The following is a 16,435-nucleotide window of genomic DNA, read 5'->3' on the forward strand; positions in this document are numbered from 1 at the left end:
ACCATCACTTTACTGCATTGCAGGCGATATGCACTGCATCCCAAACTCCTGCAAAGGGCGGAGCATAACACAGGTCTGCCATTCCCAGGTCGTCAGCTGTCATATTCGCGTGGATCGCGACTGCAAAAATATCGATCCTCAATACAACGCCTTTGTTGCCGATTGCTTGTGCACCAATAATTCTCCGTGTCCTTTTTTCGCAGATCAGCTTAATCCAAATCGGGGTTTGATTCGGGTAGTAACCTGGATGGTCCGCACTTTTTACAAATACAGTTGTATAATCAATGTTCAATTTCTTCGCGTCATCTTCTGACATTCCCGTCCTTGCCATCTCGAGGTCAAATACCTTGATGGCCGCGCTGCCGAGTGTACCGACGTACTTCTGGTGATCACCAGCAATATTCGCACCAGCCAGCCTGCCGCATTTATTGGCATTTGTCCCAAGCGGGATATAGCTGTTTTCTTCCATGACTTTGTTGTAGACAAGGGCGCAATCCCCGGCTGAATAAATATCCTTGATGTTCGTGCGCATTTCCCTGTCAATCACAACCGCCCCATTCTCAGCAAGGGCAATTCCGGAGCCATCAAGGAAACCAGTTGCTGGCTTCACACCAAGGGACAGAAGGACCAGGTCTGCTTCATATTCACCACGGTCTGTTTGAACCTTCGCAACCTTTCCTTCGCCAGTGAAGCCTAGTACCTTTTCATTCAGGTTCAGCTGGACTCCCTGCTTGCGAAGCTCATCTTCGGCCATGTCGGTTATTTCTTGATCGAAGGTCCGCATGATCCTGTCTGACAGTTCAATGACTCGGATATTCTTGCCGAGATGGCCCATCGCTTCCGCCACCTCGATACCGATATAGCCCCCGCCGACAATGACCACATTCCTCACCTCTGGGTTGCTGGCAATCTCCTGCAGCCGGATCCCATCCTCCAAAGTCTTAAGAACATGGATATTCTCCAATTCCCTGCCGCTGAAAGGGGGGACGATTGGATGCGTGCCCGTGGCAATCATCAACTTATCATAGCTGTCGAGGAACATTCGCTTACTCTCTAAATCGCGGATCATGACCTGTTTTTTTTCCGGAACGACCTTGACGACCTCGTGCCTTAATTGGATTTCCATACCCATTGATTCAAATTGTTCTTTTGTCCGGGCGATCATTTTTGTATAATCGTCATTTTCTCCAGAAACATAGTACGGAAGTCCGCAAGCACCATACGACAGAAAGCTGCCGCGTTCATAAACAGTGATCTGGGCATCCTTATCCATTCTGCTTAGTTTGGAAGCTGCAGACATCCCTGCTGCAACTCCGCCAATTACGATTAGCTTCATCATATATTTCTCCCGGACATTATTTTTAAAATTTCATCCTCCGCTGCCTGTAGAGCTTCGGCAGGACTTTCTTTTCCAATAAAAGCTTGATGGATGTGATTATATAAAGGTGCCATCCTGTCCCCAGCATCATCCATCTTCGGCAAGGGCTTTGCATAACGGTTAATGGATTCCTGTAAAATGGGATACCACTCATGATGCCCTGTCTCATAGGAGGATTTCCTTACAGGAGCGCCCGAGTAGCTTCCGACCACCCGGTCAATGGGGGGAGCAGTTAAGTAACGAAGGAATTCATTCGCAAGCTCTTTATTGGCCGAATTCTTATTGACGGCGAATCCCCAGGTTACATTCCACGCCGTAGGAATGATCGCAAAACCAACATCCTCTTTCTCGAGGCAGCGGTCATCCATGACAAATCCAAGCTGCCCGCCCCAAGTAATCGCAAGTGCTGAACGCTTTTCCTGGAATGCTTTCCTCACTTCGTCATTGCCATATGTATGTGAATCTTCAGGAGCGAATTTTCTGAGGGAAAGATACTTATTGAGTGCCTGCACTCCTTTTTCTTGATTAAAAGAAGGGCGGACCGATTTACCGTCGAATGCATCAATCCCTTCATTCCGTAAAAAAGGAAGGAAATCAAGGAAGATTTCACTTTCGTGCGCCTTCAGGCTGATCCCAGACATTCCATCCTGGCCGTGCAGTTTTTCCGCCAGTGAAATGATTGTATCTGTATCTATCACATCTGGAAGCTTGCCGCCAAAGGCTTGTTCAGCCAGGGATTTGCGATATAAAAGAATATGCCCATCGCAAAAAGATGGGTACAGGTATGGTTTCCCTTCAAATGTTACTTCGTTACGGATTTCTTCCATTATGTCCACTTCATTGTAGGATTGGTGTTTTGGATCGTTTACTTCAGCGATATAGCCCTTTTTTATAAAATCCTTCAGCCACAGATGGCCGGCCACCATCACAATATCAAAGTCACTCTTTCCTTCAAGTGCTTCCATCATCATGGCATAATAGTCCACCCAGGGAACAATCTTGAAATGGACATGCATCTCCTTCGCTCTATTATAGGTGTCAATGATGGAATAACGAGGATCTGTATACGCATAGACTGCAGGATCGCCGACTGCTAGAACTTTTAAGATTGAAAACATTTGAGTTTCCACCACCTGTCATCTTACTCTTTTTTTAATGGTTCATGATCGATGATGCCTACCACAGCAGCATCGATCGGTGCCTTCCTGCTCAGGCCGTTTTCCACCACACTGCCCCGGGAAACGAGGACTAGCTCGCCAATACCAGCGCCAATCTCATCCGCCGCCACGAAGCTATCCTCGACACCCCCGAAATAAGGCTGGATGACAAGGAGCTTGAACCCTTGCAATTCATTATATTTTCTCGTTGATACGACATTGCTGATTACCCGGCCCATGATCATGTTTCACGCCCCCTTTTAGGGAATAATTTTTAGCAGCTCGTTCCCTGCCAGTCCAAATGCATTCGCATCATCTGTATCGATATGCATATCCAATGCGTAGTTCTCTCTGATCCTGATTGTCACTTGACCCATGATGCCCGCCTTCTCTCCGTCTACCAAAACAGACACCTTTTGTTTGTCGCGGACGCCGAACTGTGCAGCGTCTTTCGGAGTCATATGGATGTGACGATCGGCAATGATACAGCCCTCCTGTAAAACCACTTTCCCCTTAGGACCGATAATCGAGATCGGTGAAGAGCCTGCTAGATTGCCAGAGTTGCGTACAGGAGGGTTGAGGCCGAGCTTCCGGGCATCGGTCCTCGCGATTTCCACCTGTGTTTGACTCCTTAGCGGTCCAAGAATCCGCACCTTCTCGATTTTGCCTTTCGGACCTTCGATTGTCACTTGCTCATTGCAGGCGAATTGCCCCGGCTGGGAGATTTCTTTCAGCTTCGTCAAGGTGTAACCTTCGCCAAACAGCTGGTTGACATGTTCTTGCTGAAGGTGGACGTGCCTGGCCGATACGCTTACAGGGACATATTCTTTTGGAGTTGGTTGATCCAAAAGATTGTGCTTCTTTAGTTCCTCAACTACGGATCTCGTAATCTCAGATAATAATTCATGATGATTGATGTTCATCATTATTTAATTCCAGTCAATAATTTTGCTACATCTCCATGAGGTCTTGGAATGACATGAACTGCAACTAGCTCTCCAACTCTTTGAGCCGCTTCCGCACCGACTTCAGTCGCCGCCTTTACTGCTCCTACTTCACCAGTCACGATAACAGATACAAGTCCAGAGCCGATTTTTTCACTGCCCACGATTTCAACATTTGCTGCTTTCAGCATTGCATCCGCTGCTTCAATTGCCGCTGTAAGACCTCTTGTTTCAATAATCCCTAATGATCCATTCATTTAAAGTTCCTCCTGAATTATGGTTATTTGGTTTTAATAAGAGGGAGAAAGCTCGTTAGATATCTATCTTTTTGTAAAACTTTCTCCATTCTACTGCCCGAATGGCTTCTCGACCCTAACAATCTGACTTACAAAAGTAACTAGATTACATGCTTGGCAGTAGCTTCGTGATATCACCGTGCGGTCTTGGGATGACGTGGACTGCAACTAGTTCTCCGACGCGCTGTGCTGCTTCTGCTCCGACTTCTGTTGCTGCCTTGACTGCTCCTACATCGCCCTTGACGATAACGGACACTAATCCTGATCCAATTTTTTCGCTGCCTACAATTTCAACGTTGGCTGCTTTCAACATTGCATCTGCTGCTTCAATTGCTGCAGTAAGACCTCTTGTTTCGATTAAACCGATAGATTCATTCATCATTTTTCCTCCTCAGATTCATTAAATTCTTTTCGACTTTCTACTTCATCAATGATTTCCTCAACGTCAATGTCATCCATATCTGCATCTTTCATTGCTTCATAAACCTCACCAAGCATATCCTTGCTTTTTTCCACGTCAGTCTCCGTCTCCTCCGCATCTGCAGCCAATTGGGCTGGAACAATGAATTTCATGATTTCTTCATGCGGATTCATGATGGCAAGGGCCATTTTTAGCGGATTGCCCGGCTTTCCTTCACAGACCTGTCTTGCGATTTCGATTGCAGCTTTAATGTCTGATACACTGCCTCCGATGATCAAACTGACCAGTCTGCCGCCCAGGTAATTCTCTGAGGTCAGAAATTCAACGTTTGCCCCTTTGCAGACAGCATCCAATATTTCTGATGCGATGGTAAAATATTGTGTTTCTATGACACCTATTGCTTCGTATCGGTTCATTGTTCACCGCCTTCTGCTGAATCCGTCAGCTTTTCCAAACCTTCATATGGCCTTGGGATTACCCTGGCCGCTATCAGTTCCCCATACTCGGCCGCAGTCTCCTGGCCCACTTCGATTGCATGCTGGACAGACGCCAAATCCCCGCGGACGATGATGGACACCATCCCAGTTCCAATCCTTTTAATGCTAGCAATCTCGATGTATGCGGATTTGATCATTCTGTCAGCGCAGGTTAAAGCGTTTACATTTCCGACGACTTCAATGATTCCCAGTGAATGCTTCACCTGTCTCACCTCTTGCCATGACTTAAGACTTAATCTTGACCTTTCCCACCGGAAGAAGTTTCTCGATTCCTTTCGATGCAGAAGAGATCATATGAGCAGAAATATCCGCTACATCTATATACTTTGCGGCTTCATGTTCTGCAGCTTCCAGCGCGACTTTAACATCTGATACCGATCCGGTGAATTTCACCTGGATTACCACCGGTATTGGTGCATGATCGCCGGCAGAAGGATTATTGCAGTCCATTCCTTCGATTTTTATGTTTGCTGCCTTACAAGCCTGATTCATGGCAGCCAGTGTGACACTGTACCCTTGCACTTCCAATAACCCAATTGCATTCCCCATCTTCCATCACCTACCCTATGATTCGAAATCCACCTTCAGCTAACACACAGCGCCTTTGTCTTGTAAAAGTTTTCGCCGAAGTGATTCCTTCACCCGTAGGCCCGGCGATTGTCATCGTTGTAAAGCCTTCGCCACCAAACCCGACTCCAGCTAGAGATGAAGCATTTTTTACAAAAATGGTCGTCTCGACTGCTCTAGCAAATCGAGTTAGATGATCAACATTCTTGGAGTGCATGATTGCCGTATGGCGGTTTCCATGCTCCGCCTTCACTGCAAAATCAATTGCTTCATCCAGCGACTTAGTCCGCACGATCGGAAGGACTGGCATCATTTGCTCCAGCTGGACAAATGGATGGTCAAAATCGACATCACATATAAGCAGCCTGACCTCACCATTCGTTACGACTCCTATTTCTTTTAGAAAAGCCGACGCCGGCTGGCCTACCCATTTTTTCGCCACATGGTACTCGCGTTTTGAATCAAGCGAACATCCCTGCGCCAGTTGCTTTTCATTTTCTTCTAGAGCAAAGCTCATTACTTTCTCTAGCTGATACTGATCAAGCATATACGCTCCGTTGTTCAGCATATGAAAAACCAGATCATCAGCAGCTGAGTCGAGGACAAATACTTCTTTTTCAGCGATGCACAGGATGTTGTTATCAAAAGATGCTCCATCGATGATCGATTTTGCAGCATGTTCCAAATCAGCTGTATTATCCACGACTACAGGTGGATTGCCTGCTCCGGCTCCAACCGCCTTTTTACCAGACTTAAGGAGTGTTTTCACGAGGCCGGGACCACCCGTTCCTACTAACATACGAATCTTCGGACTATCAATTAAGACCTGCATCGTATCCAGGGTAGGATTGCCAACCATTGTGATTAGATTTTCAGGTCCACCCGCAGCCTTGATCGCCTTATTTAACAACCGGACCATATAGGCACAGGAGTTTTTAGAAGAAGGATGGACATTGAACACCACTGCATTGCCCGCAGCTAGCATTCCAATTGAGTTATTGAGGATGGTTTCAGTCGGATTTGTCACAGGCGTCACTGCCCCAATCAAGCCGAATGGTGCTTCCTCAACGATGGTCAAACCATCATCACCTGAAAATGCCTCTGTTTTCAGGATTTCAGTTCCCGGTGTATGTAAAGCTGTCAATTCATGCTTGGCAACTTTATCGGCGACATTGCCAAGCTTTGTTTCCTCATGGACCATATTGGCGAGGTTTTCTTTTTCCGCTAAAACTGCCTGCCGCATGGCAGAGAGAATTCTTTCCCGGTCCTTCAGCTGGAAATTCCTCATAAATTCAAGCTGTGCCTTGTGGCCTGCCTCGACTGCGTCCCCCATCGAAGCGAACACTCCATGGTCCCCTTGCGGCTGTATCGTAGATATCTGCGGCTTGGCTGATGTTGCTATTTGCTGCTCAGGATGGACAGCCTGCTTCATTTTTATAGGAGTATTAGCAGACTGCGGCATCTCTTTCATCACAGCTTCAACATTTTGCAGGACAGATTGAACGATTTTTTGGATATCCTGTTCAGAAATCTGGGTGCTCAAATTGCTTCCCCCTTACTTAAGATATTTTCTCAACACATCTTCAGTAACCTTCCTGACGATCGATTCAATCAGTTGGTCATTGCTTTGTGCGGGCTCTGCTTTTTCAGCAGCCTTCACTTTTTCGCCATTATCACAAGTTGGAACTCCACCCGTTTTGATGCCCATCTTTTCACGGATGTCGATCAAATCGGATATTTGCGCACAATTCAGCTCATTGGTTTTATTGATGATATTGTTGGAATACATGAGCATCAGCGCATAGTGTTCAAGTGACTCCATGCGGTAGTAGGCTTGCATGAGGTCGCTTCCCCATGTAAGGGCACCGTGGTTGGCAAGGAGAACCGCATTATAATCCTTGCAATATGGAGCGATTGAATCCGGAACTTCCTGTGTGCCTGGCGTAGCATAGGGTGCCACTGGTACAGTTCCTAAAATGACGACCGCTTCCGGGGAAACCGGCTGATCCAGGCTAATACCTGCGATTGCATAAGAAGTGGCTACAGGTGGATGGGCATGGACCACCGCATTCACATCTGGGTTTTCATGATAGACACGCAAGTGCATCTTCACTTCTGAAGATGGTTTTAACTTGCCGGAAATCACTTTTCCAGATAAGTCCATTTTCACCATCATGTCCGGTGTCATGAACCCCTTGCTCACTCCTGTAGGTGTCGTCCAAATCGTATTCGGACCAACTTTCACAGAAATATTGCCATCATTGGCTGCTACAAAGTTCTTGTTGTATACTCTTCTGCCAATCTCACAAATCAATTTCTTTGCCTCGAAATCAGACAGATACTTGTTGTTCGTAACCATCTATTACATCTCCTAACTATTCACTTGCAAAAGGGTTCTGCAAAACAATATAAATCTTAAAAAACCCCAATCTTCTTACTTTAATATTCTTACTTAACCTTAGTTTTGTCAATGTTTATTTCTGTTTTGTTGTGATTTTCCCACCAAAAACCACACAAACAGACAACAGACCATAATAATATCTATTTTCGTTGTAGTTTAAATCCGCCTCACACCTGTAGCCCTAACTCATAATCTATTAAAATGCAGCATCACTCGTGTGATAAAAATAATCACCATTACAGTGTTCTTCTTTTCTATATAAACCCAAACAAAAGTGGTATAATACAAAATAACCAATGGCATTAAGGAGAATACGATGTTACATGTAACCCGAAAAAGTAAAATAAAAGAATTGATCATCGAAAAGAAAAGCGTTACCGTTTCCGAGCTGACGAAAATGTTCAAAGTGACGGAAGAAACGATCCGGCGTGACCTGAAGCAACTCGAGGATGAAGGTCTCCTTACCCGTACCTATGGCGGGGCTTATATTTCTGAAGGAGTGCAAAACGACGTCGATGTGAACTTGCGCGAATTCATCCACGTTGAAGGCAAGAAAAAGATTGCTGCCAAAGCACTTTCCTATATAAAAAGCGGCGACTCCATCTTTCTTGACGCCTCAACGACATCCCTTGTTATCGCAGGGTTGATTTCCGATCAAAAATTAACCGTAGTAACCAACTCTATTAAAGTAGTCACAACACTGATGGGCAACCCAAACATTAAATTAGTCGTCATTGGAGGCACTCTGGCAGGTTCCTCTCTATCAAACCTCGGCCGGAATGCGGAAACCAATATGGAGCACTACTTCTTCGACACCGCCTTCATCTCATGCCGCTCTGTCAGCCGGGCGCATGGAATCACAGACTCTAATGAGCAGCAGGCAGTCATTAGAAAGATTGCTGCTGACCATGCAAATCGAGTTTTTCTCATTGCCGATTATACAAAGTTCGATAAGACATCTTTCACCACCATTTGCGGATTCGAGGACATCAACACTGTCATCGTCGACGAAAACCTGCCAAGGGAATGGCACGATTTCCTAAGAGATAAGGGCGTCGAGCTAGTGGAGTGTGAATGAGGTAGAAAGATGAAAACAGGTCGCCTATGCTGGTGACCTGTTTTGCTTGAGAGAAAGTTAGTCCATTAACAGGACAATTTATCTCCCTGTGTTTGAAAATAAGAGGAAGAATTCCGTTTAAATTAGGAAATACCACTATTTCCTTAAAAATAAGCGGAGTTATTCCGCCTATACGAACCAAATCTTTAAAATTCAGCTTATTTAGAGTAGTTAACCGGAATTCTTTCGCTTATATCCGCTTCTTATGCTTCCTCTATATACATTAACCGGAAATTCTCCGCCTATTAATTCTCATTCCTTACGTTTTTCTTTTCCGTGACCATACCAGCGCACATATCCCCAACCCCAAAAAAATAAGCCAGCAGATCTCTCTGCCGGCTCCTTCAATACTATTTCTTAAACATCTTCGGAAGACTCTCAGTAAATGGTGCATACGCGATTCCGTTTTCTGTGACAATCCCAGCAATCAAGCTATGATCTGTTACGTCAAAAGCCGGATTGTAGGTTTGTACATCTTTCGGTCCCATCGGCTTTTCATACCACTGTGTCGTGATTTCTTCCGCTGGTCTTAATTCGATATGGATGTCGTCACCCGTTTTGCATTCCAGGTCGACCGTCGATAGCGGTGCGCACACGTAGAATGGAATGTTGTAGTGTTTCGCAAGGATGGCTACACCAGATGTCCCGATTTTATTGGCTGAATCTCCGTTTGCCGCAACACGGTCACATCCAACAAGCACTGCCTGGACTTTGCCTTCCTTCATGACAATGGATGCCATATTATCGCAGATCAAGGTTACATCCACACCAGCTTCCTGAAGCTCCCAGGCAGTCAAACGTGCACCTTGAAGCAGCGGGCGTGTCTCATCAGCAAACACCTTGAAATCGTAGCCTCTTTCCTGGCCGAGGTAAATTGGCGCAAGCGCTGTACCATACTTGGCAGTCGCAATCGTACCAGCGTTACAATGCGTGAGAATTCCCATGCCCGGCTCTAACAATGACAGAGCATACTCGCCAATTGACTCGCACACCTTCTCATCTTCAGCACGGATCAATTCCGATTCCTCTTTTAATGCAGCCTTCACTTCCGACGCACTCTTGCCTTCTTCTCTCTTAAAGCGGGCATCCATGCGGTCAAGCGCCCAGAAAAGATTCACAGCTGTAGGACGGGAGGACGCTAGATAATCCTTCGCCTTTTTAAAGTCTTCATACAGCTCTTCATAAGAGTCCGCCTCGGATTTCTTCGTGCCAAGATAAACTCCGTACGCGGCCGCAATCCCGATTGCCGGAGCTCCCCTTACTTTCAAAAAGTAAATTGCATCCCAAATATCCTTCAGTTCCTTCAATTCAAGAAACTTCTTTTCATTTGGTAAAAGTGTCTGGTCCAACAAGACGAGCATATCTCTCTCATCATCGAGCCTGACCGATTGAATTGCATCCACTGGTCTTTCCATTCGCACTACCTCCTAGATGTTTTTGAAACTTTCTTTCACGACTTCAATAAAATCTTCACCGGTTTTCAAAGTCCCTCTTTCCATGATGAATCGCTTACCAGCTGTCAGGCACTCTTTCTCTGCAGCTGCGCGGTTTTCCAAAACGTCAATGGAGGTTATGTCTTTTACATGGGCAAGCCCGATGATTCGGCGGCAAAGCTCAAGCCCTGATACAGCAGCTGTATCTCGCAAGACAGAATCCAAATAGTACTCTTTGAAGCCTTCGTAACGTGCCGTACGATCCGTCACTTTCTCATCCCATGCTTTAACGAACTTCTCTTTAAAAAGATCAACAATATCGATAATCGTGTTTTGAAGGTATTCCATTTGGTCTTCCCTTTGTCCCGCATCCTCAATTGTGTACTTCGCATTTGCCAGCGCGAAAGTGAGGTTGGCAATGACATTCCCTACGTCATATCCAGCAGGGCCATAGAATGCGAATTCAGGATCAATTACTTTGGTAGAGTCTTCTTTTATAAAAACTGAACCTGTATGAAGATCGCCATGCAGAAGCGACTGGGCATTCGTCATGAATTCGAACTTTAACTTAGCAGTTTCAAGTTGAAGCGATTTATCATTCCAGATCGTTTCCTGGACGAAGTCTCTTGAAGCCGGGAACACATCGTTTCGGTGACAATCATAGAATGGCTCTGTGTACACAAGGTCTTCAGTGATTTCACATAGCTCTGGATTCATGAAGCTTTTTACCAGCTCTTTCTTTTCCTTGTGCTCCATCACAACATCGGATGTCAGCAAAAGTGTATTGACCATATATGTAGTGATGTGGTCTGCGAATAACGGGAATTTCTTATGTTTCATCAATGCCGTACGCATGATTTCATGATCTGAAAGGTCTTCCATCGCACAGCAATTCATGATTGGGTCATAACCGTAGATTTCCGGCACAAACCCAGGCGCAAGCTTGTTCTGGAGTTCAAGGATTTCACTTTCGATCCGGTTCCTGTCAGGCGAAAGCTTGAACTCATCCGAAATCCTCGCTACTGGACCGGCTTGTTTAACGATGACAGATTTATTATTCTTTTCATCTACTAATCTGAAAACATAGTTGAGGTTGCCGTCGCCAATCTCCTTGCACGTAAGCTCAGCATCTTCGTCAAAAAAGTTGAGTCGAGTCTTAGCGTATTCAATCGCATCTGCTTCTGTCATTGTAAAATACTCAGTTGTAAAAATAGCCATCTTTTATTCCCCCACTTTACTTTTGTTTATAGTAAGTAAGCGCCAATGCAAATGCCAATACTGTTCCTTTTACAATATCCATTGCATAATACGGAACAGACATCATGACCAGTCCATTCGCCAGGATTCCGATCAGGACCGCTCCGACAAATGTACCCAGTGCGTTCGGCTTTCCAGCTCCAAAGACGGAGAAGCCGATGAATGCTGCGGCAACTGATTCCATCAGATATGGAGCACCAGCATTGATTTCAGCGGTCATAACACGAGAAGCGAGGACAATACCGCCGATCGCTGCGAATGTAGCTGATAGTAGATAAGCCGCAATTTTATATTTATTGACCGGAATACCTGAAAGCCTTGCTGCTTCCTTATTTCCGCCGATTACATACATATATCTTCCATGCTTTGTATACGTCAAAAGGATATGGACAAGTATGACAACAACAACCATGATCAAGATGATCCACGGTACTTGCCCTATTTTTGCGAATAATGGGCTGATGGTGCCTTCCGAGAAAGTCCCATCAGGCATAACCATGTTCTGTGAAACAGTTGCACCTTTTGTATAGGTCAGGGCAATCCCCTGAATGATGAACATTGTCGCCAGAGTCATCAGCATATCAGGAATCTTCATTTTCACGATCATGAACGAGTTCAATCCACCGACAATCAATGCAGCAGCAATGGCTGACAAGATCGCAATGAAGGTATTTTGCGAAAACCATACAAACATCGAGATGACGACCGCATTCGAAAGGGATGCTACCGAACCGACAGACAGGTCAAAGCCGTCGACGGTCAAAGAAATCGTGATACCGATCGCGATAATAGTTACGATTGAAATGGAACGTAGGATATTAATGATATTATTCGCCTGCAAAAAACTTGGATTCGAGATTGCAAAAACTGCAATCAACACAAAAATAGTAAGAATCGTCCCATACTTATATAAAAAGTCAAAAAAGTCGAACGTCTTTCTTACTGGCTGTTTGGACGGAGCAGGATTAGGAACGCTCATCTCACTTGCCTCCTGTTGAATAGAATAATAGTTCTTCTTCGTTGGTCTTTGCCGTTTCGAGCTCTTTGGAAATCTGCCCATCATAAACGACATAGACGCGGTCAGTGATCCCGACAATTTCGGATAGTTCACACGAAGCATAAATGACCGCTTTCCCGCGCTGAGCAAGTCCGGAAATCAATTCGAATATATCTTTCTTCGCCCCGACATCGACTCCTTTGGTCGGCTCATCGAAGATATACACTTCCGCATCCGTGAGAAGCCATTTGCCGATTGCGACTTTTTGCTGGTTTCCGCCTGATAAATTCTGCACCTTCGTGTCTTCAGAAGGAGTTTTGATGCCCAGGCTGCCGATCATTTCACGCGCCTTGATTTTCTCCCCTTTAAAGTCAAGGAAGCCAAGGAACTTAGAGAAACGTTTCAGGTTGGCAGAACTCAAATTGCTCGACACCGGCTCTGCAACAAGGATTCCTTCTTTTCTTCTTTCTTCCGGGACAAGCGCGATCCCCTGTTTAACCGCTTGGTGAGGGTTCTTGATTCTCAATGTTTTCCCTTTAAGGATGATATCCCCGGCTGTTTTCCTGGTTGCGCCGAACAGCGTTTTGCATAATTCCGTTTTCCCGGCTCCGACAAGCCCGGCGACTCCGAGCACTTCCCCTGCCCTTACATGCATGGAAATCCCCTTGATCACACCTTCATCATGAAGGTTTTTCACTTCAAGGAGCGTATCGCCAATCGTCACCTGTTTTTTCGGAAACTGATCATCAAGTTTCTGCCCAAGCATATATTCGATTACGCGGTTTGGTGTTGTTTCAGCAATTCTTTCCTTGATGACAAATTGCCCATTCCTCATAACCGTTATCTCATCACAGATTTCAAACAGCTCAGGCAAGCGGTGGGAAATGAAGATGACCCCCACATTACGCTGCTTGAGATCGCGGACGATCCGGAACAACTCATTTGTTTCAGAGTGGCTTAACGGAGCTGTCGGCTCATCAAGAATCAGAAACTTACAATCTTTTAAAATAGACCTGGCAATCAGGACCATCTGCTTCTCAGCTAGAGTCAATTCGCTGACAAGTTTTTTCGTAAGCACCTTAACATTCATACTGGCAAGAATCTCAGCAGCTTTTCGGTGAATTTCCTTCCAGCTGATGATTTGCTTTTTGCCCATATCATTCACGGTTTCGTTCAGCATGATATTCTCACCAACGGTCAAATACGGAACCAATGCCGTATCCACTTCCTGATAGACGATTTGGATTCCATAATCCTGAGAATCCTTCGGAGTGCGAATATCAATTTTCTCACCATTCAGGTAGATCTCACCGGTGTAATGGTTATAGGCACCAGAAAGCACCTTCATCAAAGTTGATTTACCAGCGCCATTCGCACCGATCAGCGCATGTGTCGTACCAGTTTCCGTTGAGAAGCTAACATCATCCAGGGCCTTCACTCCTGGAAATTCAATTGTGATATTCTTCATTTCCAGCAACGTTCTAGTCACAGTTCTTTCCCACCTTCCGGCAATTGCACTTCTAAAGCAAACACTCTCTTAAAGTCCATAAGAGAGTGCGCTTCCCATGTACCTTCAATGAAACAAGATACTTATTTCTTATAGTGATCCTTTAAAGTCTTCATCCAATCTTCTTCGAAAGCATCAGATTTGCCCCATCCATCGATGATGTCAGCAAGAGTCTGCATGTTTACCGGAGAATCAGAAGATTGAAGCGTCTTTTGGTCAATTAGAGAAGCTTCTAGGTCATATGTTTGCGGAGTTTCTTCATCAGCAAGCTTCTTTGCAAGGATTCTCATGTTCACTTCACCAATCAGCTTAGGGTCAACAGCCGCTGTATAGGCCCATGGGCTTCCTTCTTCCTGCATCAATTGAAGGTCAGCGTTAGAAACGTCGATACCGTAAATCTTGATTTCATCTCTGCCAGCTTCCTTGATCGCACGAGCTGCACCAATCGCGAAAGCATCCCAAGTAGCGAAAATTGCGTCAATTTCGCCTTTCTTATGCTTGTTAAGCATGGCAGCAACAGCATTCTGTGTCTGAACAGATGTATCAGCAGCAGCAACACCGAAGCGTTCTACTTCTTTTAGGCCAGGATTCTTTTCAAGAACATCTTTATATACATTGTTACGTCTTACCATTGGCGGAAATCCATCAACCCAAAGGTACACGATATTTCCTTCACCATTTGTTTCTTTAACTAACTGATCCAAAGCTAACTTTGCAAGCGCTTCGTCATCTTGAGAAGTTAACGTAACTCCGTCAACATTCATCAAATCGCCGTTTGAGTCGAAAGTAACGACACTCTTTCCAGCTTCAGTCAATTTTTTTACATCATCTACAGTAGCAGCATCATCACCATGGGAAATGATGAAACCGTCATAGTCTTCTTGAAGCCCTTGTGCAATGGCATCATGGAACTTCGCCGTGTCGCCATTTGCAGTAAACACATCTACTTTAAAGCCTAATGCTTCACCTTCAGATTTAGCACCAGCAAGGAATTGAGCAGTATGGTCGTCGCCGCCGATCTTCCTGATTACCTTGATCTTCATGTCATTTCCATCTTTGAACACTTCAGGGACGTTTTCAAAGCTTACTTTTTCGCTCCCTTTCGCAGGCTCCGATCCGCCTGAAGAGCAGCCCGTCAACAATAAGCTCATAGCCATAGCTGAAACGGCAACAGTTTTAAAGAAATTTCTTTTCTTCATCTTTTTTCCCCCTAAATTTTTGTTGGATTCCAGTCTATCGAGCCATATGTATCTCTGTCATTCCTAATAGATAGAGGAATCTATTGTGAAGCGCTTTCATGTTTGGTTAAATTTTATCATGACATTCTACCTTTCTACAATGTTTTTTTTGAATTGTTTATAATTTATTTGGTTTTCAGACGCAAAACCCACACAATTTTATTGTTTTATGTTGTTTTCAGGTTTTTTCGAAACTATAGTTCCATATGTATTTACAGTGGAACAATAGATTTTCCCCCTTTAAATCTAGTAAATCTTTGTTTTCTATAAAAAATTCTATTATTCAAAAACAAACACGAAACAAACAAAAGCAAAATAACATTTGTATAAGAAGAATGAGAATGGTAGAATCGAACATAATTTAACAGAATATTGAATCAAGGTGGGGTAGAAATGTTAAAAGCAGAGCGCATAAAAAAGATGAAAGTAAAAGAAGTGGATCCGAAGTTGAAGGGAAGACTACCAGCAGGCCAGGTTCTGACAGAGAGGTTTCCAATATTGCATGAGGGAGAAGTTCCTGAATACGAAATGGACACATGGGACTTTAAAATCTTCGGAGAGGTAGAAGAACAGATTGTACTGACGTATACTGATCTTTTAAAAATGCCTCAGACAACGGTTAAATGCGATATCCATTGCGTAACAAGGTGGTCTAAATTCGACAACGAATTTACCGGTGTGAAGGTAAAAGACTTATTCAAGCATTATGGGATTAAACCGAACGGAAAGTTTGTTATGGTTCACGGCGACCACGATTATGAAACGAACCTTCCTCTTGAAATGATGCTGGACGACGATGTACTGCTCGCCCACTCCTATGCTGGAAAGCCTCTTTCAAAAAAGCATGGCTGGCCGCTGAGACTTGTCGTTCCGAAACTATACTTCTGGAAAAGCTCAAAATGGGTTCGAGGTTTCGAATTTATGAAAGAAGATAAAAGTGGATTCTGGGAAAGCAACGGATTTCATAATGACGCCGACCCTTTTAAAGAAGAAAGATTCTCCAATGATGATATGTATCTGCCAGAGGATGAGTGGGAGAAGAAAGATTTTGATTGAATGAAGTAGAAAAGAGAGAAAAAACATCACTTGTTTTTCTCTCTTTTCTATTTATTAAACATTCTTACTTCATGCCTAAGAAGAGATCAGCCATTTTTCGAGAATAGGACTGATCAACTAATTCTTTATGTTTGAAGAATACCTTTTTGGCATAAGGCATCAAAGACAG

18 protein-coding genes are annotated in these 16,435 nt (G+C 44.5%); 2 read left to right on the forward strand and 16 right to left on the reverse strand.

The genetic code is table 11. The annotated features are described in order from the left end of the window. Positions 1 to 4 precede the first annotated feature (4 nt). From LGO15_RS22520 to LGO15_RS22570, 11 genes are all read right to left on the reverse strand, one after another. On the reverse strand, positions 5 to 1,339 hold the full coding sequence (locus LGO15_RS22520) for a CoA-disulfide reductase (protein ID WP_226086107.1): 1,335 nt from the start codon (positions 1,337 to 1,339) through the stop codon (positions 5 to 7). After that, on the reverse strand, positions 1,336 to 2,496 hold the full coding sequence (locus LGO15_RS22525; RefSeq protein ID WP_226086108.1) for an ABC transporter substrate-binding protein: 1,161 nt from the start codon (positions 2,494 to 2,496) through the stop codon (positions 1,336 to 1,338). Before LGO15_RS22525 ends, LGO15_RS22520 begins: the two co-directional genes overlap by 4 nt. A gap of 23 nt (positions 2,497 to 2,519) precedes the next feature. Beyond that, the gene (locus LGO15_RS22530; protein ID WP_226086109.1) at positions 2,520 to 2,780 is read right to left on the reverse strand and encodes a EutN/CcmL family microcompartment protein; all 261 of its coding nucleotides are present in this window, start codon (positions 2,778 to 2,780) and stop codon (positions 2,520 to 2,522) included. Positions 2,781 to 2,795: 15 nt separating this feature from the next. After that, positions 2,796 to 3,461: a phosphate propanoyltransferase gene (locus LGO15_RS22535; protein WP_226086110.1), complete on the reverse strand. Its 666-nt coding sequence runs from the start codon at positions 3,459 to 3,461 to the stop codon at positions 2,796 to 2,798. Then, complete coding sequence (locus LGO15_RS22540; protein ID WP_167831228.1) at positions 3,461 to 3,736, reverse strand: BMC domain-containing protein; 276 nt, start codon at positions 3,734 to 3,736, stop codon at positions 3,461 to 3,463. Before LGO15_RS22540 ends, LGO15_RS22535 begins: the two co-directional genes overlap by 1 nt. A gap of 145 nt (positions 3,737 to 3,881) precedes the next feature. Next, positions 3,882 to 4,154, reverse strand: coding sequence for a BMC domain-containing protein (locus LGO15_RS22545; protein ID WP_280846811.1), 273 nt, complete (start codon positions 4,152 to 4,154; stop codon positions 3,882 to 3,884). Next, a complete protein-coding gene (locus LGO15_RS22550; protein WP_167831226.1) occupies positions 4,154 to 4,612 on the reverse strand; it encodes a BMC domain-containing protein in 459 nt (152 codons plus the stop codon). Before LGO15_RS22550 ends, LGO15_RS22545 begins: the two co-directional genes overlap by 1 nt. Then, positions 4,609 to 4,896: a BMC domain-containing protein gene (locus LGO15_RS22555; protein ID WP_167831225.1), complete on the reverse strand. Its 288-nt coding sequence runs from the start codon at positions 4,894 to 4,896 to the stop codon at positions 4,609 to 4,611. The genes LGO15_RS22550 and LGO15_RS22555 overlap by 4 nt, the downstream gene beginning before the upstream one ends. 22 nt (positions 4,897 to 4,918) lie before the next feature. Beyond that, a complete protein-coding gene (locus LGO15_RS22560; RefSeq protein ID WP_226086111.1) occupies positions 4,919 to 5,242 on the reverse strand; it encodes a BMC domain-containing protein in 324 nt (107 codons plus the stop codon). A 10-nt stretch (positions 5,243 to 5,252) separates the two neighbouring features. Further along, positions 5,253 to 6,803 carry an aldehyde dehydrogenase family protein gene (locus LGO15_RS22565; protein ID WP_226086112.1) on the reverse strand — a complete coding sequence of 517 codons (1,551 nt, stop codon included), beginning with the start codon at positions 6,801 to 6,803 and terminating at the stop codon, positions 5,253 to 5,255. Between the two features lie 12 nt (positions 6,804 to 6,815). Then, positions 6,816 to 7,619, reverse strand: a complete 804-nt coding sequence (locus tag LGO15_RS22570) for a class II aldolase/adducin family protein (protein WP_167831222.1) — start codon at positions 7,617 to 7,619, stop codon at positions 6,816 to 6,818. A gap of 358 nt (positions 7,620 to 7,977) precedes the next feature. Here LGO15_RS22570 and LGO15_RS22575 point away from each other — a divergent pair, with 358 nt between their 5' ends. After that, entirely contained in the window at positions 7,978 to 8,739 is a 762-nt protein-coding gene (locus LGO15_RS22575) for a DeoR/GlpR family DNA-binding transcription regulator (RefSeq protein ID WP_167831221.1), read from the forward strand. A gap of 389 nt (positions 8,740 to 9,128) precedes the next feature. Here the strand turns inward: LGO15_RS22575 and mtnA are convergent, their stop codons facing one another. The 5 genes from mtnA to LGO15_RS22600 form a co-directional block, all read right to left on the reverse strand. Beyond that, positions 9,129 to 10,193: an S-methyl-5-thioribose-1-phosphate isomerase gene (gene mtnA / locus LGO15_RS22580; protein WP_226086113.1), complete on the reverse strand. Its 1,065-nt coding sequence runs from the start codon at positions 10,191 to 10,193 to the stop codon at positions 9,129 to 9,131. A gap of 12 nt (positions 10,194 to 10,205) precedes the next feature. Further along, positions 10,206 to 11,429, reverse strand: a complete 1,224-nt coding sequence (mtnK, locus tag LGO15_RS22585; RefSeq protein WP_226086114.1) for an S-methyl-5-thioribose kinase — start codon at positions 11,427 to 11,429, stop codon at positions 10,206 to 10,208. A 16-nt stretch (positions 11,430 to 11,445) separates the two neighbouring features. Continuing rightward, positions 11,446 to 12,447 (reverse strand): ABC transporter permease, encoded by a 1,002-nt coding sequence (locus LGO15_RS22590; protein WP_226086115.1) that lies wholly within the window; start codon positions 12,445 to 12,447, stop codon positions 11,446 to 11,448. A gap of 1 nt (position 12,448) precedes the next feature. Beyond that, the gene (locus tag LGO15_RS22595) at positions 12,449 to 13,933 is read right to left on the reverse strand and encodes a sugar ABC transporter ATP-binding protein (protein WP_226087965.1); all 1,485 of its coding nucleotides are present in this window, start codon (positions 13,931 to 13,933) and stop codon (positions 12,449 to 12,451) included. Between the two features lie 122 nt (positions 13,934 to 14,055). Continuing rightward, positions 14,056 to 15,171, reverse strand: coding sequence for a sugar ABC transporter substrate-binding protein (locus tag LGO15_RS22600; RefSeq protein ID WP_226086116.1), 1,116 nt, complete (start codon positions 15,169 to 15,171; stop codon positions 14,056 to 14,058). 432 nt (positions 15,172 to 15,603) lie between these two features. On the opposite strand from LGO15_RS22600, the gene LGO15_RS22605 reads away from it, so the two are divergent. Next, on the forward strand, positions 15,604 to 16,266 hold the full coding sequence (locus LGO15_RS22605; RefSeq protein WP_226086117.1) for a sulfite oxidase-like oxidoreductase: 663 nt from the start codon (positions 15,604 to 15,606) through the stop codon (positions 16,264 to 16,266). The last annotated feature ends 169 nt before the right edge of the window (positions 16,267 to 16,435 follow it).

This window comes from Mesobacillus sp. S13 (assembly GCF_020422885.1).
Lineage (GTDB): Bacteria > Bacillota > Bacilli > Bacillales > Cytobacillaceae > Mesobacillus > Mesobacillus selenatarsenatis_A.